Source organism: Rhodococcus sp. 2G, from assembly GCF_001886355.1.
Classification (GTDB): Bacteria; Actinomycetota; Actinomycetes; order Mycobacteriales; family Mycobacteriaceae; genus Rhodococcus; species Rhodococcus pyridinivorans.
On sequence record NZ_CP018063.1, the window covers coordinates 769,381 to 785,362 of the forward strand.

At 65.6% G+C, this 15,982-nt stretch carries 18 protein-coding genes and 2 pseudogenes; 11 read left to right on the forward strand and 9 right to left on the reverse strand.

The genetic code is table 11. The features are described 5' to 3' along the window. Position 1: 1 nt before the first annotated feature. The 4 genes from BO226_RS03620 to BO226_RS03630 all read left to right on the forward strand — a co-directional run bounded on the left by BO226_RS03620 (position 2) and on the right by BO226_RS03630 (position 2,913). Positions 2 to 721, forward strand: a complete 720-nt coding sequence (locus BO226_RS03620) for an IclR family transcriptional regulator (RefSeq protein ID WP_071934623.1) — start codon at positions 2 to 4, stop codon at positions 719 to 721. A 152-nt stretch (positions 722 to 873) separates the two neighbouring features. Beyond that, a complete protein-coding gene (locus BO226_RS27880) occupies positions 874 to 1,380 on the forward strand; it encodes an alpha/beta fold hydrolase (protein WP_232238046.1) in 507 nt (168 codons plus the stop codon). Further along, positions 1,377 to 1,724, forward strand: coding sequence for an alpha/beta fold hydrolase (locus BO226_RS27885; RefSeq protein ID WP_232238047.1), 348 nt, complete (start codon positions 1,377 to 1,379; stop codon positions 1,722 to 1,724). The genes BO226_RS27880 and BO226_RS27885 overlap by 4 nt, the downstream gene beginning before the upstream one ends. A gap of 16 nt (positions 1,725 to 1,740) precedes the next feature. Continuing rightward, positions 1,741 to 2,913, forward strand: a complete 1,173-nt coding sequence (locus tag BO226_RS03630; RefSeq protein WP_071934624.1) for a hydroxylase — start codon at positions 1,741 to 1,743, stop codon at positions 2,911 to 2,913. Between the two features lie 45 nt (positions 2,914 to 2,958). On the opposite strand, the gene BO226_RS03635 is transcribed toward BO226_RS03630, so the two are convergent. Beyond that, positions 2,959 to 3,762, reverse strand: a complete 804-nt coding sequence (locus BO226_RS03635) for an IclR family transcriptional regulator (RefSeq protein ID WP_156895100.1) — start codon at positions 3,760 to 3,762, stop codon at positions 2,959 to 2,961. A 258-nt stretch (positions 3,763 to 4,020) separates the two neighbouring features. Between BO226_RS03635 and BO226_RS03640 the strand changes: the two genes are divergently transcribed. From BO226_RS03640 to BO226_RS03665, 6 genes are read left to right on the forward strand one after another with little or no spacing between them, the layout of a single operon-like run. Continuing rightward, positions 4,021 to 5,001 (forward strand): ABC transporter substrate-binding protein, encoded by a 981-nt coding sequence (locus BO226_RS03640; RefSeq protein ID WP_071934625.1) that lies wholly within the window; start codon positions 4,021 to 4,023, stop codon positions 4,999 to 5,001. Between the two features lies 1 nt (position 5,002). Further along, the gene (locus BO226_RS03645) at positions 5,003 to 5,881 is read left to right on the forward strand and encodes an ABC transporter permease (protein ID WP_229567655.1); all 879 of its coding nucleotides are present in this window, start codon (positions 5,003 to 5,005) and stop codon (positions 5,879 to 5,881) included. Then, a complete protein-coding gene (locus tag BO226_RS03650; RefSeq protein WP_071934626.1) occupies positions 5,878 to 6,654 on the forward strand; it encodes an ABC transporter permease in 777 nt (258 codons plus the stop codon). Before BO226_RS03645 ends, BO226_RS03650 begins: the two co-directional genes overlap by 4 nt. Beyond that, the gene (locus BO226_RS03655; protein WP_016694258.1) at positions 6,654 to 7,454 is read left to right on the forward strand and encodes an ABC transporter ATP-binding protein; all 801 of its coding nucleotides are present in this window, start codon (positions 6,654 to 6,656) and stop codon (positions 7,452 to 7,454) included. The genes BO226_RS03650 and BO226_RS03655 overlap by 1 nt, the downstream gene beginning before the upstream one ends. A 10-nt stretch (positions 7,455 to 7,464) precedes the next feature. Further along, positions 7,465 to 8,643: a flavin reductase family protein gene (locus tag BO226_RS03660; protein ID WP_071934627.1), complete on the forward strand. Its 1,179-nt coding sequence runs from the start codon at positions 7,465 to 7,467 to the stop codon at positions 8,641 to 8,643. Further along, a complete protein-coding gene (locus tag BO226_RS03665) occupies positions 8,640 to 9,515 on the forward strand; it encodes a VOC family protein (RefSeq protein ID WP_232238048.1) in 876 nt (291 codons plus the stop codon). The genes BO226_RS03660 and BO226_RS03665 overlap by 4 nt, the downstream gene beginning before the upstream one ends. A gap of 526 nt (positions 9,516 to 10,041) precedes the next feature. On the opposite strand, the gene BO226_RS03670 is transcribed toward BO226_RS03665, so the two are convergent. Then, positions 10,042 to 10,338 (reverse strand): hypothetical protein, encoded by a 297-nt coding sequence (locus BO226_RS03670; protein ID WP_442977405.1) that lies wholly within the window; start codon positions 10,336 to 10,338, stop codon positions 10,042 to 10,044. A gap of 286 nt (positions 10,339 to 10,624) precedes the next feature. Between BO226_RS03670 and BO226_RS03675 the strand changes: the two are divergent. Further along, positions 10,625 to 11,997: pseudogene (locus tag BO226_RS03675) on the forward strand (ISL3 family transposase). Positions 11,998 to 12,067: 70 nt separating this feature from the next. Here BO226_RS03675 and BO226_RS03680 read toward each other — a convergent pair. The 7 genes and pseudogenes from BO226_RS03680 to BO226_RS03710 form a co-directional block, all read right to left on the reverse strand. Further along, positions 12,068 to 12,475: pseudogene (locus BO226_RS03680) on the reverse strand (DUF3558 domain-containing protein); the annotation flags it as partial. A 329-nt stretch (positions 12,476 to 12,804) separates the two neighbouring features. Beyond that, positions 12,805 to 13,164 carry a hypothetical protein gene (locus BO226_RS03685; protein WP_071934629.1) on the reverse strand — a complete coding sequence of 120 codons (360 nt, stop codon included), beginning with the start codon at positions 13,162 to 13,164 and terminating at the stop codon, positions 12,805 to 12,807. 25 nt (positions 13,165 to 13,189) lie between these two features. Beyond that, positions 13,190 to 13,777 (reverse strand): DUF3558 domain-containing protein, encoded by a 588-nt coding sequence (locus BO226_RS03690; RefSeq protein WP_071934630.1) that lies wholly within the window; start codon positions 13,775 to 13,777, stop codon positions 13,190 to 13,192. A gap of 82 nt (positions 13,778 to 13,859) precedes the next feature. Beyond that, positions 13,860 to 14,219: a hypothetical protein gene (locus BO226_RS03695; RefSeq protein WP_071934631.1), complete on the reverse strand. Its 360-nt coding sequence runs from the start codon at positions 14,217 to 14,219 to the stop codon at positions 13,860 to 13,862. A 25-nt stretch (positions 14,220 to 14,244) separates the two neighbouring features. After that, positions 14,245 to 14,832, reverse strand: a complete 588-nt coding sequence (locus BO226_RS03700; RefSeq protein WP_071934632.1) for a DUF3558 domain-containing protein — start codon at positions 14,830 to 14,832, stop codon at positions 14,245 to 14,247. Positions 14,833 to 14,914: 82 nt separating this feature from the next. Then, positions 14,915 to 15,274 (reverse strand): hypothetical protein, encoded by a 360-nt coding sequence (locus BO226_RS03705; protein ID WP_071936343.1) that lies wholly within the window; start codon positions 15,272 to 15,274, stop codon positions 14,915 to 14,917. 11 nt (positions 15,275 to 15,285) lie between these two features. Next, the gene (locus BO226_RS03710; protein WP_071934633.1) at positions 15,286 to 15,873 is read right to left on the reverse strand and encodes a DUF3558 domain-containing protein; all 588 of its coding nucleotides are present in this window, start codon (positions 15,871 to 15,873) and stop codon (positions 15,286 to 15,288) included. Positions 15,874 to 15,982 lie beyond the last annotated feature (109 nt).

Consider the following 15,982-nt stretch of genomic DNA (forward strand, 5'->3'; position numbering starts at 1 on the left):
GGTGTCCGTTCTCGACAAGGCCGTGCAGCTCGTCGACACCCTCGGTCGCGCTCCCGGGCCGATGCGTCTCGGGGCGCTCGCCGAGGAGATCTCCATTCCCAAGTCGTCGGCGCACCGGCTCCTCGTCGAACTCGCACGTCTCGGCCTGGTTCGCAGATGCGGCGACGGCGAGTACACGATGGGGTACCGGCTGGTCGAATGGGGGAGACTCGCCGACAGGTCCATCGGAATCCGCGACATCGCTGCACCCGTGATGGCGACCTTGCGCGACCAGGTCCGTGAGAGCGTGCACCTCTACGTCCGCGACGGCGACTCGCGTGTCTGCGTCCATGCCGTGGAGGGCCCACACGCACTGCGCCCGGTGGCAGTCCTGGGCAGGGCGTTGCCCCTGGGCTACGGGGCGGCGGGGAAGTTGCTCCTCGCCTATGCCGACGACGCGACGGTCCGCAGGGTGTCCCAACAGCTCCCGGTGCATCGCAACAGAACTCTTCCCACACGCGATGACCTCGCGACGATCAGGGCAGGAGGGTGGTCCGTCTCCGTCGACGAGATGGAGGACGGGCTCACCTCTCTCGCCGCGCCGATCTCCACACCGGGCGGGGGAGTCCCCGCAGCGCTGGCCATCGCCGGCGCCACCGCCAGGATCGCGCCGGAGAGATACGACGAGGTCCGCGACCTCGTCGTCGATGCCTGCCGTGAAATAACTTCGCGCAGCTCCTGAACGGTGCTGCCGGACCGGATTCCGGCAATCTCGCGAAGTGTGCCGCATATCGGAACGATCCGATGGAAGGGCTTCGATCGGGATGTGACGCTCGTTACCAAGAGCCGCGCACCTCTTCTTGCGGCACACAAGCTGAGACGAAAGGGGCAGTCATGCCAGCCCACCTCTCGGAGGCCGAAACCAGCCGGTACATCGACACTCCCCACGGAAAGATCCATCTGCACCAGGCAGGTACGGGGCATCCGATCGTGATGCTGCACGGCAGCGGCCCGGGGGCCACCGGTTGGAGCAACTTCAACCCCAACATGGCGCAGCTCGCCGAGGACTTCCAGGTCATCGCGCCCGACATGCCGGGCTGGGGCAAGTCCGACTCCGTCACCTACGAGGATCGTGACCACGTCACTTCCGCGATCCACTTGCTCGACGCCCTCGGAATCGAGAAGGCCGCATTCGTCGGCAACTCGATGGGCGGCGCCACCTCGCTGAAGGTTGCTGCGCGCCACCCCGATCGCGTGTCGCACGTCGTCTCGATGGGTGCCGGCGCCCCGGCCCGCGCATCTTCAGCCCGGGCAACGGCCCCTCGGAGGGCCTCAAGGTTCTGCACCGCGGCTACCGCGATCCGTCGCCGGAGACGATGCGCGCGCTGGTCGACATCATGACCTTCGACAAGGAGTTCGCGACCGAGGAACTGGTGCTGCAGCGCTCGGAGAACGCCCGCGCACGCGAGGACCACCTCGACAACTTCGCTGCCGGCCTGGGTCGTCCCCGCCGCGGTGAGGCGTCGATGGACGAGATTGCGTCGATCAAGGCTCCCACGCTGGTCATCCACGGTCGCGACGACCGCGTGGTGCACTTCGAAGCCGGCCTCCGCCTGGTGTCGATGATCTCCGACTCGCGTCTGCTGCTCCTCAACCGGTGCGGCCACTGGGCGCAGCTCGAGCACGCCGACGAATTCAACCGCGTCGTGCGCGATTTCGTCCTCAACACCGTCCCGAACGCCTGAGGCCGGAGAGACAACGATGAGCGAACTGGTGCAGCGGGTCGAGGAACTCGCAGACTTCTTCGAATCCCAGGCCGAGGAGTCCGACAAGATCGGTCACCTCACCGAGCCCACTCACAAGACCCTCCGTGAGGTCGGCATCGTCCGCGCCTTGCAGCCCAAGGACTTCGGCGGATCGGAACTCCACCCGCGCGAGTTCTTCGAGGCCGTACTCGCGGTGGGGAGCCGCTACGCGTCGGCCGGATGGGTCTCGTCGGTCGTGGGCGTCCACTCCTTCGAACTGGCGCAGGGAACGCGTCAGGTCCAGGAAGAGATCTGGGGCGAGGATCCCGACACCTGGGTGGCCTCGCCGTACGCTCCGATCGGGCGGGCACGTCGCACCGAGGGTGGCTGGATCTTCTCGGGCCGCTGGCCGTTCTCGTCGGGCACCGACCTGTGCGACTGGGTCGTCCTCGGCGGCATGCTCACCGACGACGACGGCAATGTCCGTCCGGACGGTCTGCGTCACTTCATCATTCCCCGCAAGGACTACACGATCCTCCACGACTCGTGGGACGTCGTCGGCCTCAAGGGCACGGGCAGTAAGGACGTCGTGATCGACGGGGCCTTCGTGCCCGACCACCGGCTCATCGACCCCGAGGATCTCGGTTCCGGAGCAGCCGCAAGCCAGGCAGGCCGCGGCGACGTGGCGCTCTACCGGATGCCGTTCCACTCGATGTTCAGCGGGGCCATCACCGCCGGCACTCTTGCTGCCGCCGAAGGTGCTCTCGCACAATGGATCAACTACACCCGTACCCGTGTGTCGGCCCGCGGCGTCACCGCTGCGACCGACCCGCGTCAGCTGCACGCTCTCGGGGAGGCGGCATCGGACCTGCAGGCCAGCCGCATGCAGTTCCTCGCCGACATCGACCGCCTGTACGAGGTGGCGCAGTCGGGCAAGCCGATCGACATCGCTCTGCGGGCCGAGGTGCGACGCAACCAGGCGCGTGTGTCCCGACGCGCGGGTGCTGCCGTGGACAAGCTCGTCTCCCATGCCGGCGGCTCCGCGATGCGGATGGACAACCCGATCCAGCGGTTCTGGCGCGACATGCACATCGCCCTCGGGCACGGCGCGAACGTCGCCGAGCCGATCTCCGAGGCCGCGGGCACCATCACCTTCGGCGGCGAACCCCCGAAGAACGTCCGGATGTGACGAAGCGGGGGACGGTGCGCGCCGTCCCCCGCCTCGAGGAAACACTCAGATCTGCGATCTCATGTTCCGACCACGAGCAGCCGAGATATCCGCTGCCGCACGACGAACGAGCATCTCGGTCCGGTCCCACCGGACGCCTGCGGTCGGTCCGGACACCGACACGGCCGCTTCGATCGTCCCGTGAACGATGATCGGGGCAGCGACGCAGACGAGTTCGCGCGAGAGCTCTTGACGGTTGTAGGCGACGCCCGATTCCCGGATCCGTTTCAGCTCGGACATGAAACGACGAGGGTCGGTGATCGAGTGTGGAGTGAAACGAGGCAGACCGGCGTCGAGTGCGGTACGGACGTCCTCGGAACTGCCGAAAGCGAGAAGCGTCTTGCCGAGTGCCGTGCAGGATGCGGGATGACGTTGGCCCGGCATCGTGAGAACCACAGGGTTGTTCGGGCCCTGGATCTTCTCGACATGCAGGATCTCGGGACCGTCGAGGACAGCGAGATGAGCCGTGAGACCGGTAGCCGTGTGGAGGTGACTGACGAAATGACTTGCCGTGTCGCGCAGACCGTTCGGACGGCACATGCTGTAACGTGCGCCGAGTTCGAAGCAGGACAGCCCCAGTCGGTACTTCGTACCGTTGCGGGCGACGAAACCGGACTGTTCGAGCTCGGCGAGCAGGCGGAAGGCCGTCGACTTCGGCACATCGGCGCGACGCGCGAGTTCGCTCAGGCTCATGTCGGCGCGAGCCTTGCGGAATGCGTCGAGCAGCTGCAGCGCCTTCGCCACCGACGTCATCTGGCGGCCGGCGCGCTCCTCGCGGGACCCATTGTGGGTGTCGTCGAGAACGGTCAACGGTTCCTCCACTCAGTGATGGACACGATCGAATCGCTTGCCATGCGGTCCACGTTAAGGGGCGGCCCACCCGGATTTCGTGGTTGCAATCACCCAATGGAATTTCGGTTCCCCCGCCGCCCCGGCCCTGGCAGATTCAGCAGCATTCGTTGCGGTGCTGCCGGTGCCGACCGGGCCTGATGTCGACGAACGGACGAGCAGTCCCGCCCCCTCGACGCCCGTTCCCCACCTGTACAGCGACTTCTTCCCAAGGAGCCCATGAACATCACGAAGTTCCCGCGCCCGCTCAAGGTGCTCGCCCTCGGCGCACTGGCCTCGCTCGCGCTGACCGCGTGCGGCGGATCCAGCGACGCCGACACCGCCGGCGACGGCACCGTGCGCGTCGCCGTGTTCCCGAGCTTCAACGCCCTCGGACCGCGTACCGCCGACCTCGAAGGAGTCTTCGACAAGCACGGCCTCGACGTCGAGCTCGTCACCGTCGCGACGCCCGGCGAGGCCACCCCTCAGCTGCTCGGCGGGAAGATCGACTTCGCCCTCATGGACATGGTCAGCCCGATCATCGCCAAGACCGAAGGCGTCGACCTCGTGATGGCCGCTCCGGGAGCCGTGGGAGCCCCCGCGAAGGACGACGGTCTGACCAGCGGCCGCTTCTGGGTCCGGGCGGACAGCCCCATCCAGAGCGTCGCCGACCTCGAGAACGCCACCTTCGGCATCCCGCAGACCAAGGGCCAGCTGTGGCTCGACGTGCGTGAGGCCATCGACAACGCCGGCGGTGACTCGTCGAAGACCGAGTTCGTCGAGGTGCCCAACACCCTCGCCGCACTCCGCTCCGGCAGCGTCGACGTCGTCACCACGGCGGAGCCCTCCGGCACCGCCACCCTCAACGACCCGGATCTGCGCGTCCTCGATCACTTCGTCAACGCCGGCGGCGACCTCTCGTACGCCTACGTGACCACCCCGCGCTACGCCGCGGAGAACGCCGAGAACGTCGAGAAGTTCCGCGACGCGGTCGTCGAGGCCAACACCATGCTCGCCGAGCAGGACGGTCTCGCCGCCGAGGTCGCCGCGACCTACATCGAGGTCGATCCCGCGATCCTGTCGCAGGCCATCTACCCGAAGTTCCCGACGACCCCGATCACCGAGGACAACATCAACTCCACCCTCGACCGGATGGTCCGTTACGGCCTGGTCCAGGAGGCGGACGCTCCCGCTCCCGGCGACATGATCGTGGGTGGCTGACATGAGCCCCACCGCCACCGCGAATGCGCCCGGGGCAGCTCGGGAGGTGACCCCACCGCGCCCCGCCGGTTCGATCGGACGCGCCGCAGCACGCAAGCGCAAGACGATGTCCGCGCGGCTCACCTCCGCTGCCGGCAAGCTCGTCGCCCTCGCGATCGTCGTCGTCGCCTGGCACGTGTTCGTCACCGGACCGGGCAAGGCCTCGGGCATCCCGACGCCACTCCAGCTGATCGAGACCGGCGCCGACCTCGTCGTCACCGGCCAGTACTGGGACGCCGTCGGCAACACCCTGCTGACCGCCCTGATCGGTTTCGGGCTCTCCGTGCTGATCGGTGTTCCGCTCGGTCTGGTCAACGGCACCTACCGCAAGGTCGAGCAGAGCACCTCGTTCGTCGTCGACTTCGGACGCACGATCCCCGGTGTCGCGATCCTGCCGCTGGTGCTGCTGCTGTTCGGCGGCACCCGCACCATGGCCGTCGTCCTGGTGATGTTCAGCGCCGTCTGGCCGATCCTCGTCCAGTCGACCTACGCAGCGCAGCAGTTGTCGTCGCAGATGAAGCAGGTGGCCCGGGCGTTCCGCCTGTCGCCGGCGAGCCGGATCCGGGACATCTACCTCCCGTCGTCGATGCCGTTCCTCATGACGGGTCTGCGTATCGCCGCGACCATCAGCCTCCTGATCACGATCTCCGCCGAGTTCCTCGGTGGTGCGGACGGCATCGGCCAGCGCCTCTACCAAGCCCTGACCGTCGACGACACCCAGCGGATGTTCGTCTACGTGTTCACCGCCGGTGTACTCGGTATCTGCCTGAACCGTCTTCTCGTTCTCGCGCAGAGCCGCGTGCTGTGGTGGCACCCGTCCGAAAGGGTGAACAAGCCGTGACCGTCGTACGCCGCCTCGCATGGGAGCTGTGGCTCCCCGTCCTGCTCATCGCACTGTGGGCAATCTTCAGTGCCACCAGCACCGACCCCTACTTCCCGCCGCTGTCGGAGATCCTCGACAAGTTCGCCGACGTGTGGTTCTTCGAGGGCATCCGCACCGAGATCTGGCCGAGTCTGCAGCGACTGTTCGTCGGCTTCGCACTCGCCTGCGTCGCCGGTGTCGGCCTCGGACTGGCGCTCGGCGTCATGACCCGCGTCGACAACGCGGTGCGACCCATCGTCGAATTCCTCCGGGCCACACCGGGCATCGCGATCCTTCCCGTGATGATCCTGCTGCTCGGCCTCGGTGACTCGATGAAGATCGCCATCATCGCCCTCGTCGCGACCTGGCCGATCCTGCTCAACACCATCGACGGTGTCCGCTCCGTCGAACCCGTTCTGCACCAGGTGACCGCCAGCTACCGCATCACGCTCGGGGACCGGATCCGCTTCGTGATCCTGCCGGCCGCGTCGCCGCAGATCTTCGCGGGTGCACGTACCGCACTGGCGATCTCCATCGTCGCGATGGTCGTCGCCGAGATGGTCGGTACCCCCGGCGGCATCGGCTACTACATCCTCGACGCACAACGTGGATTCAAGATCACCTCGATGTGGGCGGGCATCATCGCGCTGGGGATCCTCGGCTACCTGCTCAACAAGCTCTTCGCGCTCGTCGAGCGTCGCGTGCTGGCCTGGCATGCGGGCATGACCGCGCACAACCGTGGAGGCAAATGATGACCACTACCGAAGCGACCAAGCCCGAGACCCGCACGGGTACGGTGCTCGAAGTACGCGGTCTCGGACACAGCTACGGCGGACCGCAGATCTTCGAAGGCCTCGACTTCACCGTCGGCAAGGGTGAATTCGTGTGCATCGTCGGCCCGTCCGGCGTCGGCAAGAGCACCCTGCTGCAGTGCCTGACCGGACTCATCCGCCCCAGCGAAGGCGACATCCTCTTCGAGGGCAAGCGCGTCACCGAACCCCCGGAAGGCCTCGCGATCGTCTTCCAGGACTACAGCCGGTCGCTGATGCCGTGGCTGTCGGTCATCGACAACGTCGCCCTGCCGCTGCGCTCGGCCGGCGTCAAGAAGGCCGAGCGCCTCAAGCAGGCACGGCAGGCGCTCGTCGAGGTCGGCCTGAGCGACGTCGCCCAGGCGTACCCGTGGCAGCTGTCCGGCGGCATGCAGCAGCGCGTCGCCATCGCCCGCGCCCTCGCGTCGAACCCGCGCGCGATCATCATGGACGAGCCGTTCGCCTCCGTCGACGCGCAGACCCGCGCCGACCTCGAGGACCTCGTGCTGCGTGTCCGCGACCATCTCGGACTGACGGTCATGCTGGTCACCCACGACATCGACGAGGCCGTCTACCTCGCCGACACCGTGCTCGCACTGTCCGGTCGTCCCGCGCGCGTCACCGCGATGCTCCCGATCGACCTGCCGCAGCCGCGCGACCAGCTGTCGACGAAGGCACTGCCGGAGTTCGCCGACCTGCGCGCCGAGGTCTACACCCTCATCCGCAACCCGGCGACCGCGTAGGGGAGAGGTCATGCAGATCCACGGCACGATCGACCCCGCGCGCTTCCGCCAGACCCTCGGGCACTATCCGACCGGCGTCGCGGTCATCACCGCGATCGACGCCGACGGGCAGCCCGTGGGCATGGTGGTCGGTTCGTTCACCTCGGTGTCGCTGGACCCACCGATCGTGGCGTACCTGCCCACCCGCGAGTCGCGCACCTACGCGCGGCTCCGCACGAGCAGCCACTTCTGCGTCAACGTGCTCGCCGCCGACCAGCGTGAACTCTGCGGGCGGTTCGCCGCCCGCGGCGACGACAAGTTCGCGGGTGTCGAGTGGACGCCGGCGCCGTCGGGATCCCCCATCCTCGACGGAGCCGTCACCTGGATCGACTGCGAGGTCGCCGACGAACTCGAAGGTGGCGATCACTTCATCGTCATGGGCCGTGTGCAGGACTTCGACGTGGCCCGCCCGACGCTGCCGCTGCTGTTCTTCCAGGGCGGATACGGAAGGTTCTCCCTGCCGACCTCCGTCGCACCCGCCGACCCGGAACTCATCCGGGGCGTGCGCATGGCCGAGGCGGCCCGCGGCGGACTCGAAGCGCTCGCCGCGGGCGTCGGCGCGGACTGCGGTGTGCTCGCACGCGTCGGCGACGAAGCGGTCTTCGTGATGACCGCGAACCATTCCGGTGATCCCGATGCCGTCGAGATCGGACAGCGGATTCCTCTGATCCCGCCGCTCGGCACCGTCTTCCACAGCCAGGCCTCCGACGACGAAGTGCAGCAGTGGCTCGGCCGTGCCGGAAGGAACGACGACACAGCAGCTTTCGTCTCGAACCTCGAGAAGGTCCGTGACCGCGGCTACTCGATGTCGCTCATGCCCGAAACCGAGCTCGCTCGCGTGTCCGTGATGAACGACTACTCGGGATGCGACGTCCTGCCCGAGCACGACCGCCGGATGAAGCAGATGATCTCCGGCACCGCGTCGCTGTACGAACCCGACATCGACCCCGACGGCACGTACGACCTGCACTCGGTCGTCGTCCCCGTCCCCGACCCTGAGGGACGCACCCGCATCGCACGGCGACTGTCCCGGCTTCCGCGCGCCGCGTCCGGTGACCAGGTGCTGCGCTGGATCGACGATCTGCGATCCGTCGCCGCCGGCACCGCCGAGGCTCTCGCCGCGCGCACCCCATCGACCAAGGAGAAATGATGAACGCTCGAGTCAGGGCACTGGGATACGCGGTCGTCCGCGCGAAGGACCTCGACGAGTGGGTTTCCTTCGGTTCCGAACTCCTCGGCCTGCAGGTCGCCTACCGCGACGACGACCGGATGCTGATGCGGATGGACGAGTACGCCTACCGCCTCGACGTGCGGCGTTCCGACGACCCGGGTGTCACCGCGCTCGGCTGGGACGTCGGCGGGCCGGAAGCTCTCGAGGAACTGTCGAAGCGCCTCGTCGACGCCGGCTACCACGTCGAGTCGGTCGACTCCTCCGTGATCGAGGAGCGGCAGGTCATGGATCTCGTCCGCTTCCGCGACCCCGAGGACGTCATCGACCACGAGTTGTTCTGGGGTCTGCGCAACGCCCTCGACAAGTTCGTCTCGCCCACGGGCGCGAACTTCGTCGCGAGCGACATCGGTTTCGGGCACGCCTTCCAGGCGCTGCACGGCGATGCGAAGGTCTACGACCGCCTGTTCCGGGACATCCTCGGTTTCCGGCTCAGCGACCACATCGACATGTCGGGCTCGGTGGGCACCTTCCTGCACTGCAACCCGCGCCACCATTCGTTCGCGTATGCCCATGCGCCGCACCGGAACAAGGGCATCGGGCACCTGATGTTCGAGATCGACGACCTCGATCTGCTGGGCCGCCAGTGGGACAAGGTGGAGGACAGTGACATCCCGATCCTCTCCACCCTCGGCAAGCACACGAACGACAAGATGATCTCGTTCTACGTCCGCAGCCCTTCGGGTTTCGGCATCGAGTACGGCGTCGGCGGCATTCTCATCGACGACGAGAACTGGCTCCCCACCCGCTACGGCTCCGCCCACTATTGGGGTCACCGCCGCCCGCAGGGGTAGGTGTGCAGTCATAGGAGCGCGGAATGGTCATCGGTGCGCGTTATTGCGCGCGCTGGTGACCATTTCGCGCTTCGCTGTTGGGGGTCGGTGGCGGCGCAGGGGTGCTTCCTCACTGCATCCGCTCGCGGATTTGCCGATTGCACGCGCCGCAACCGTAGCGAATGGCCAACCGACGAGCGGATGGAAGTCGTATCAGTTGTTCCCCTTGCCTGTTCGACCCCGATCGGTTGTCGGCCGGATGCCAACACAACTGCTCGAGCGCGCGAAATGGTCATCGGTGCGCGTTATTGCGCGCTCTGATGACCATTTCCCGCTTCGCTGCCGGGGTCGGTGATGGCGCTGGGGCATCTTCTCACTGCATCCGCTCGCGAAATTGCCATTTGCGCCTGTCGTAACTGTAGCGAATGACGAACCGGCGAGCGGATGGAAGTCGAATCGGCTGTTCCCCTTGCCTATTCGGTCCCGATCGATTGTCGGCCGACACCAACGCTACTGCTCGAACGCGCGAAGTGGTGATCGGTGTGTGTTATTGCGCGCTCTGATGACCATTTCCCGCTCCGCTGTCGGGGTCGGTGGCGGCGAGTTGGCGGGCCCAATCGGATTCGGTGTCGAGGAATACTTCTCCGCCGGTTGCGAAGGCGTCGCGGAGTTGGGTGAGTGCCCGGGTGAACTGTTCGATGCGTTCGACTGCGGATTCCGGTGTGCCTGAGGCTTTGCGCTTGTAACCGGCCGCGAGCTGTTGCGCTGACGCGAAGTCCCCGAAGCCCTCGACGTTGAGCAGCCTACGCGCTGTCTCCTGTGACTCGTCGAATTCATCAAGCATGACCATGCATATCCTGAGGATCTCGTTCACGACATGCGGCTCGAGTCGGGTGAAACCGGATGGCATAGCGCTCCTCGTGGATCAGTTGAGAAAGGGTTCGATCGACGCGACGAGTTCCTCGAACCCGTCACACCACACCTCGATGGGCGGACGAATTACGGAGTCCGAGTGGTAGAGCCTGTCGAAGATGACGATTCCGAAGTTTGTTGGCTCTTCGCACTTCGTAGGGGCGTGATGTTGTCCGACCCCGTGCCGTGTCGGTGATTGAAAAAGGGCCCGCGCCCTTGTGAGCTGGGTGTTCTTCAGGCAACCAGACCAGCAAGGAACGCGGGCATGCTCCACAGTAGTGGTTCACTGCTGCTCGATCTCGACGGCGTCGTCGTCGAATCGGTGCGGCGCCTCGACGACGGCAGCCGGATCGTCCGGCTCGGCACCGACCCCCGGTGGGTCGGGGTGTGCCCGCAGTGCGGGCAGAAATCGACACGGTCGAAGGGCTGGGTGACCACCCGTCCCCGCGACGTGCAGGTCGGCCCCGACCGCCCCCGACTCGAATGGGACAAGCGGAAGTGGTTGTGCACCAACACCTCATGCGATCGGAAGGTGTTCACCGAGTCCGTGCCCGGCATCCCTCCCCGCAGCAGGGTCACCCCGCGGGCGAAGACGATGATGGCCGCGGCCGTCCTCGACGACGACCGCTCGGTGGCCGCCGTCGCCGCCGAGTACCGGTGCGGCTGGCACACCGTCCACGATCGGGTCGTCACCGTCGCCGACACCGTCCTCGACGACGAGCCCGGGCCGGTGACCGTCCTCGGTATCGACGAGACCCGCCGCGGCAAGGCGAAGTGGGAGACCGACCCGGTCACCGGAACCCGGCGGTGGGTGGACCGGTGGGACACCGGCCTGGTCGACATCGGCGGCGATCAGGGCCTGCTCGCCCAGGTCAACGGCCGCAGCGCGGCGACGGTGATCGACTGGCTCGACGCACGCGACGAGCAGTGGCGACGGCAGATCACCCACATCACTATCGACCTGTCGTCGGTCTACGCCAAGGCGGTACGTGAGGCGCTGCCGCACGCCGAATTGGTGGTCGACCGGTTCCACCTGGTCAAGAAGGCCAACGAAGTCGTCGATGCGGTGCGCCGGCGGGTCACCCAGACCCACCGCGGTCGGCGCGGCCGCAAGTCCGATGTCGAATGGATCAACCGTCGCCGGCTGCTGCGCGGCGCCGAGACTCTCACCGCCGAGCAGCGCACCGAGCTGTTCACCAAGCTGCTCGCCGCCGACCCCAGCGAGGAGATCGCCGCCGCCTGGATCGCCAAGGAGCTGCTGCGGGACCTGCTCGCGTGCACCGCCCGCGGCGGGCTGCGGCACGAGATCCGGGCCGCGTTGTATCGGTTCTACAAGTTCTGTGCGGCCTGCTCGGTGCCCGAGGTCACCGCGCTGGCCCGCACCGTCGAGACCTGGCAGGACCCCATCGTCCGGGCCATCCAGACGGGCCTGTCCAACGCGCGCAGCGAGGGCTACAACCGAATCGTCAAGCACGTCGGGCGGATCGCATTCGGATTCCGCAACCCCGACAACCAGCGACGCAGGGTACGGTGGGCCTGCACCCGCCGCTCCCGGCGGAGCACACCCAGTCGGCGTCAATGCCACTGCTAACTGCGAAGAGCCAGTTTGTTTCCAGGACATACGTGCAGGCGAGTGACGCCGACGGGTCGACTCGTAGCAGTGCACCCCGGCCATTGATCGATGTCGGTTCGGAAATGTGCCCGTTCTTCTTAGCTTCCTCTTCGAGGGTGACATTCCCCGCCAGGACGTTGAGCCCGAATCCACGCCTGACACCAGGGATGTAGTCGTCCTTCTTGTAAAGACACCCCAGAAAGGTGTACGTCCCCATCGGCATGTCCGCGAGCTCTTTCTTCCCCGCGTCGTACCCGGCCGCGTGCATGACGTCGTCGGGGATGTCGTAGCAGGGGTCGAAGGTGACGGGGGGTCTGCCGGAGTGGTCGGTGATGCGCGGGGTGCGGGTGGCCGGAGGAGAAGCCTCGTCGCTCGTGGCCGGCTCCGCCGAACCCGGACTGCACGCCGTCGTCGCTACTGCGAGTGCTGCGAGCGCGACTGTTCCCCACCTACCCATGCGACCCCCCGATCGATTTGTCGGCAGACGCTAACACAACGGATCGGCCCAGCACTCCGGAGCGCGAACTAGTCACAAGAGCGCGCTGACGCGCGCTCCGATGACCGTTTCCCGCTCCGCGCGCCCGTAGGCATCTGCTGGTGGTCTGATTCACAGGGTCGGATTGATTGTGACCGCAATCGCAGATACTGTCTGCACCATTCCGAATAGCCGACGGGCGAGTGGAGGGAAGTCGCATCAATTGTTCCCCTTGCCCATTCGACCCCGATCGAATGCCGGCCGGACGCCGACACAACCGCTCGAGCGCGCGAAGTGGTCAGAGGCGCGCGTTATTGCGCGCTCTGATGACCGTTTCCCGCTCCGCTGTCGGGGTCGGCGATGGCGAGTTGACGGGCCCAGTCGGATTCGGTGTCGAGGAAGGCTTCTCCGCCGGTTGCGAAGGCGTCGCGGAGTTGCAGGAGTGCGTCGGTGAACTGCTGAATGCGTTCGACGGCAGATTCAGGGCTGCCGGCGGCTTTACGTCTATAACCGGCCGCGAGTTGTTGGGCGGACACGAAATCGCCGAATCCACGGACATCTAGGAGTTTCGCCGCTGTTGCCTCGGCATCCTTGAATTCTCGAAGCATCACCACGCAGATGCGGACAATCTCGTCGACGACGTGTGGGTCGAGCCTAGCGAAGTCGTTCATCGAAGGGCTTTCGGATAGATGACGGTCATGTGGGGATGAAGGGCTCGATCGACGTCGTGAGCTCCTCCAAGCCCGTGCACCACTCCTCGATCGGAGCGGATCCCGGATAATCCGGGTGGTAGATCCGCGTGAGCATGATCAGACCGAACCGGGTTTCTACGACGTACTTACAGGTGTTGCGCCGGCCTGGGTCGACTTCGAGAAGGGTGCGCCGGCCGTTGATGAAAAGTGGCGTGGCGATGTGAGCGTTATTCTCGAGTTCTTCGTCGAGTGTCACGTTGCCGGCGAGGATGTTGAGGCTGTATCCAAGGCTGATGCCAGCAATTTCGTTGTCGTCGTGGTAGGTGCATCCGAGGAAGGTGTACGTCCCCATCGGCATGTCCGCGAGCTCTTTCTTCGCCGCGTCGTACCCCGCTGCGGTCATGACGTCATCGGGGATGTCGTAACAGGGATCGAAAGTGACGGGTGGTCGGCCGGAGTCGTCGGTGATGCGCGGGGTCCGGGTGGCCGACGTGGAAGCCTCGTCGCTCGTGGCCGGCTCCGCCGAACCCGGACTGCACGCCGTCGCCACTACCGCCAGTGCTGCGAGCGCGGCTGTTCCCCACCTACCCATGCGACCCCCCGATCGATTGTCGGCCAGATGCTAACACAACCGCCAGCAGTACTCCGGAGCGCGAAATGGGCATCGGTGCGCGTTATTGCGCGCTCTGTTGACCGTTTCCCGCTTCGCTGTCGGGGTCGGTGATGGCGAGTTGGCGGGCCCAGTCGGATTCGGTGTCGAGGAACGCTTCTCCACCGGTGGCGAAGGCGTCGCGAAGTTGTGCGAGAACGAGGGTGAATTGTTCAATGCGCTCGATTGCAGATTCAGGGGTGCCGGACGCTTTGCGTCTATAGCCAGCGGCAAGCTGTTGGGCGGACGCGAAGTCGCCGAAGCCGCGAACGTCAGGGAGCTTCGCTGCGGTCGTTTGGGCGTCCTCGAACTCCCGAAGCATCACCTCGCAGATACGGACAATTTCGTCGACGACATGCGGTTCGAGCCTGGCGAAGTCACTCATCGAGGGTCCTTCGAATAGTTGTGGTTCACGTGGGGAGGAAAGGCTCAATCGAGTTGGCAAGCTCCTCCAATCCTGTGCACCATTCCTCGATCGGAGCAGATCCTGGGTAGTCCGTGTGGTATATCCGGGTGAGCATGAGGAGACCGAAGCCAGTTTCTACGACGTATTTACAGGTGTCATTCCGATTTGGATCGACTTCGAGGAGGGCGCGTCGGCCATTGATGGAAACTGCTGTAGCGATGTGCGCGTTGTTGCTGTGTTCTTCATCGAGTGTCACGTTTCCAGCAAGAATGTTGAGACCATATCCGCGTCTGGTACCAGGAATTTTGTTGTCATCGCGATATGTGCATCCTAGGAACGTATAAGTCCCCATCGGCATGTCCGCGACTTCCTTCTTCGCCGCGTCGTACCCGGCCGCGTTCATGACGTCGTCGGGGATGTCGTAGCAGGGGTCGAAGGTGACGGGCGGACGGCCGGAGTCGTCGGTGATGCGCGGGGTGCGGGTGGTCGACGTCGTCGTCTCGTCTCCAGCGGCCTCGTCCGCGGCGCTCGGACTGCACGCCGTCACCACTGCCGCGACTGCTGCGAGCGCGACTGTTCCCCACCTACCCATGCGACCCCCCGATCGATTTGTCGGCAGACGCTAACACAACGGTTCCACCGAACACTCCGGCGCGCGAAATGGTCGGCGCGCGTTATTGCGCGCTCTGATGACCGTTTCCCGCTCCGCTGCCGGGGTCGGTGGAAGCGAGTCGGCGGGCCCAGTCGGATTCGACGTCGAGGAAGGCTTCCCCACCGGTTGCGAAGGCGTCGCGGAGCTGGGTGAGGGCATCGATGAACTGCTCAACGCGCTCCTTCGCAGATTCCGGTGTTCCAGCAGCCTTCCGTCGGTAACCAGCGGCGAGCTGCTGTGCTGAATCGAAGTCGCCAAAACCTTCTGTCCTAGTGAGCCATTCGGCGGTTGTTCGCGCATCTTCGAACTCCGTGAGCATTGTGTTGCATATCCTCACGATCTCGTCGATGACGCTGGGTTCGAGCCTGGTCGAGTTCGACATGACCACCCTCTTCAGTTCGCGATATACGGTTCGATCGAGCCGACGAATTCCTCCATACCCGCGCACCATTCACCCTGGGGCGCCGGTCCTGGATGATCGGTGTTGTACAACCTCGTGACGAAAACGACGCCGAAATCTGTCTGTAGCACGTATGTGCATGCATCCCGGTTGTTGGGATCCAGCTCGAGTAGCGCGGGTCGGCCATTGATCGTCGCGGGGGCCGCTACATGTCCGTTCTTCTTCAACTCCTCGTCGAGGCTGACATTCCCCGACAAGATGTTCAGGCTGTACCCTCGCCTGACTCCGGGGACAAGATCTTCCTTCTTGTATGTGCATCCGAGGAATGTGTACGTCCCCATCGGCATGTCCGCGACTTCCTTCTTCGCCGCGTCGTACCCGGCCGCGTTCATAACGTCGTCGGGGATGTCGTGGCAGGGGTCGAAGGTGACGGGCGGTCGGCCGGAGTCGTCCGTGATGCGTGGGGTGCGGGTCGTCGACGTAGTTGTCTCGTCTCCTGTGACGTCGCCCGCGACACTCGGGCTGCATGCCGTCAGCATTGCCATTGCTGTTGCGAGCGCGACGATTCCCCACCTACCCATGCGACCCCCCGATCGATAGTCGCGCAGACGCTAGCACACCGACGCGGGTCGATGCTCGACGCGCCGAATGGTCATCGGTGCGCGCTATTGCGAGCACCGATGACCATGT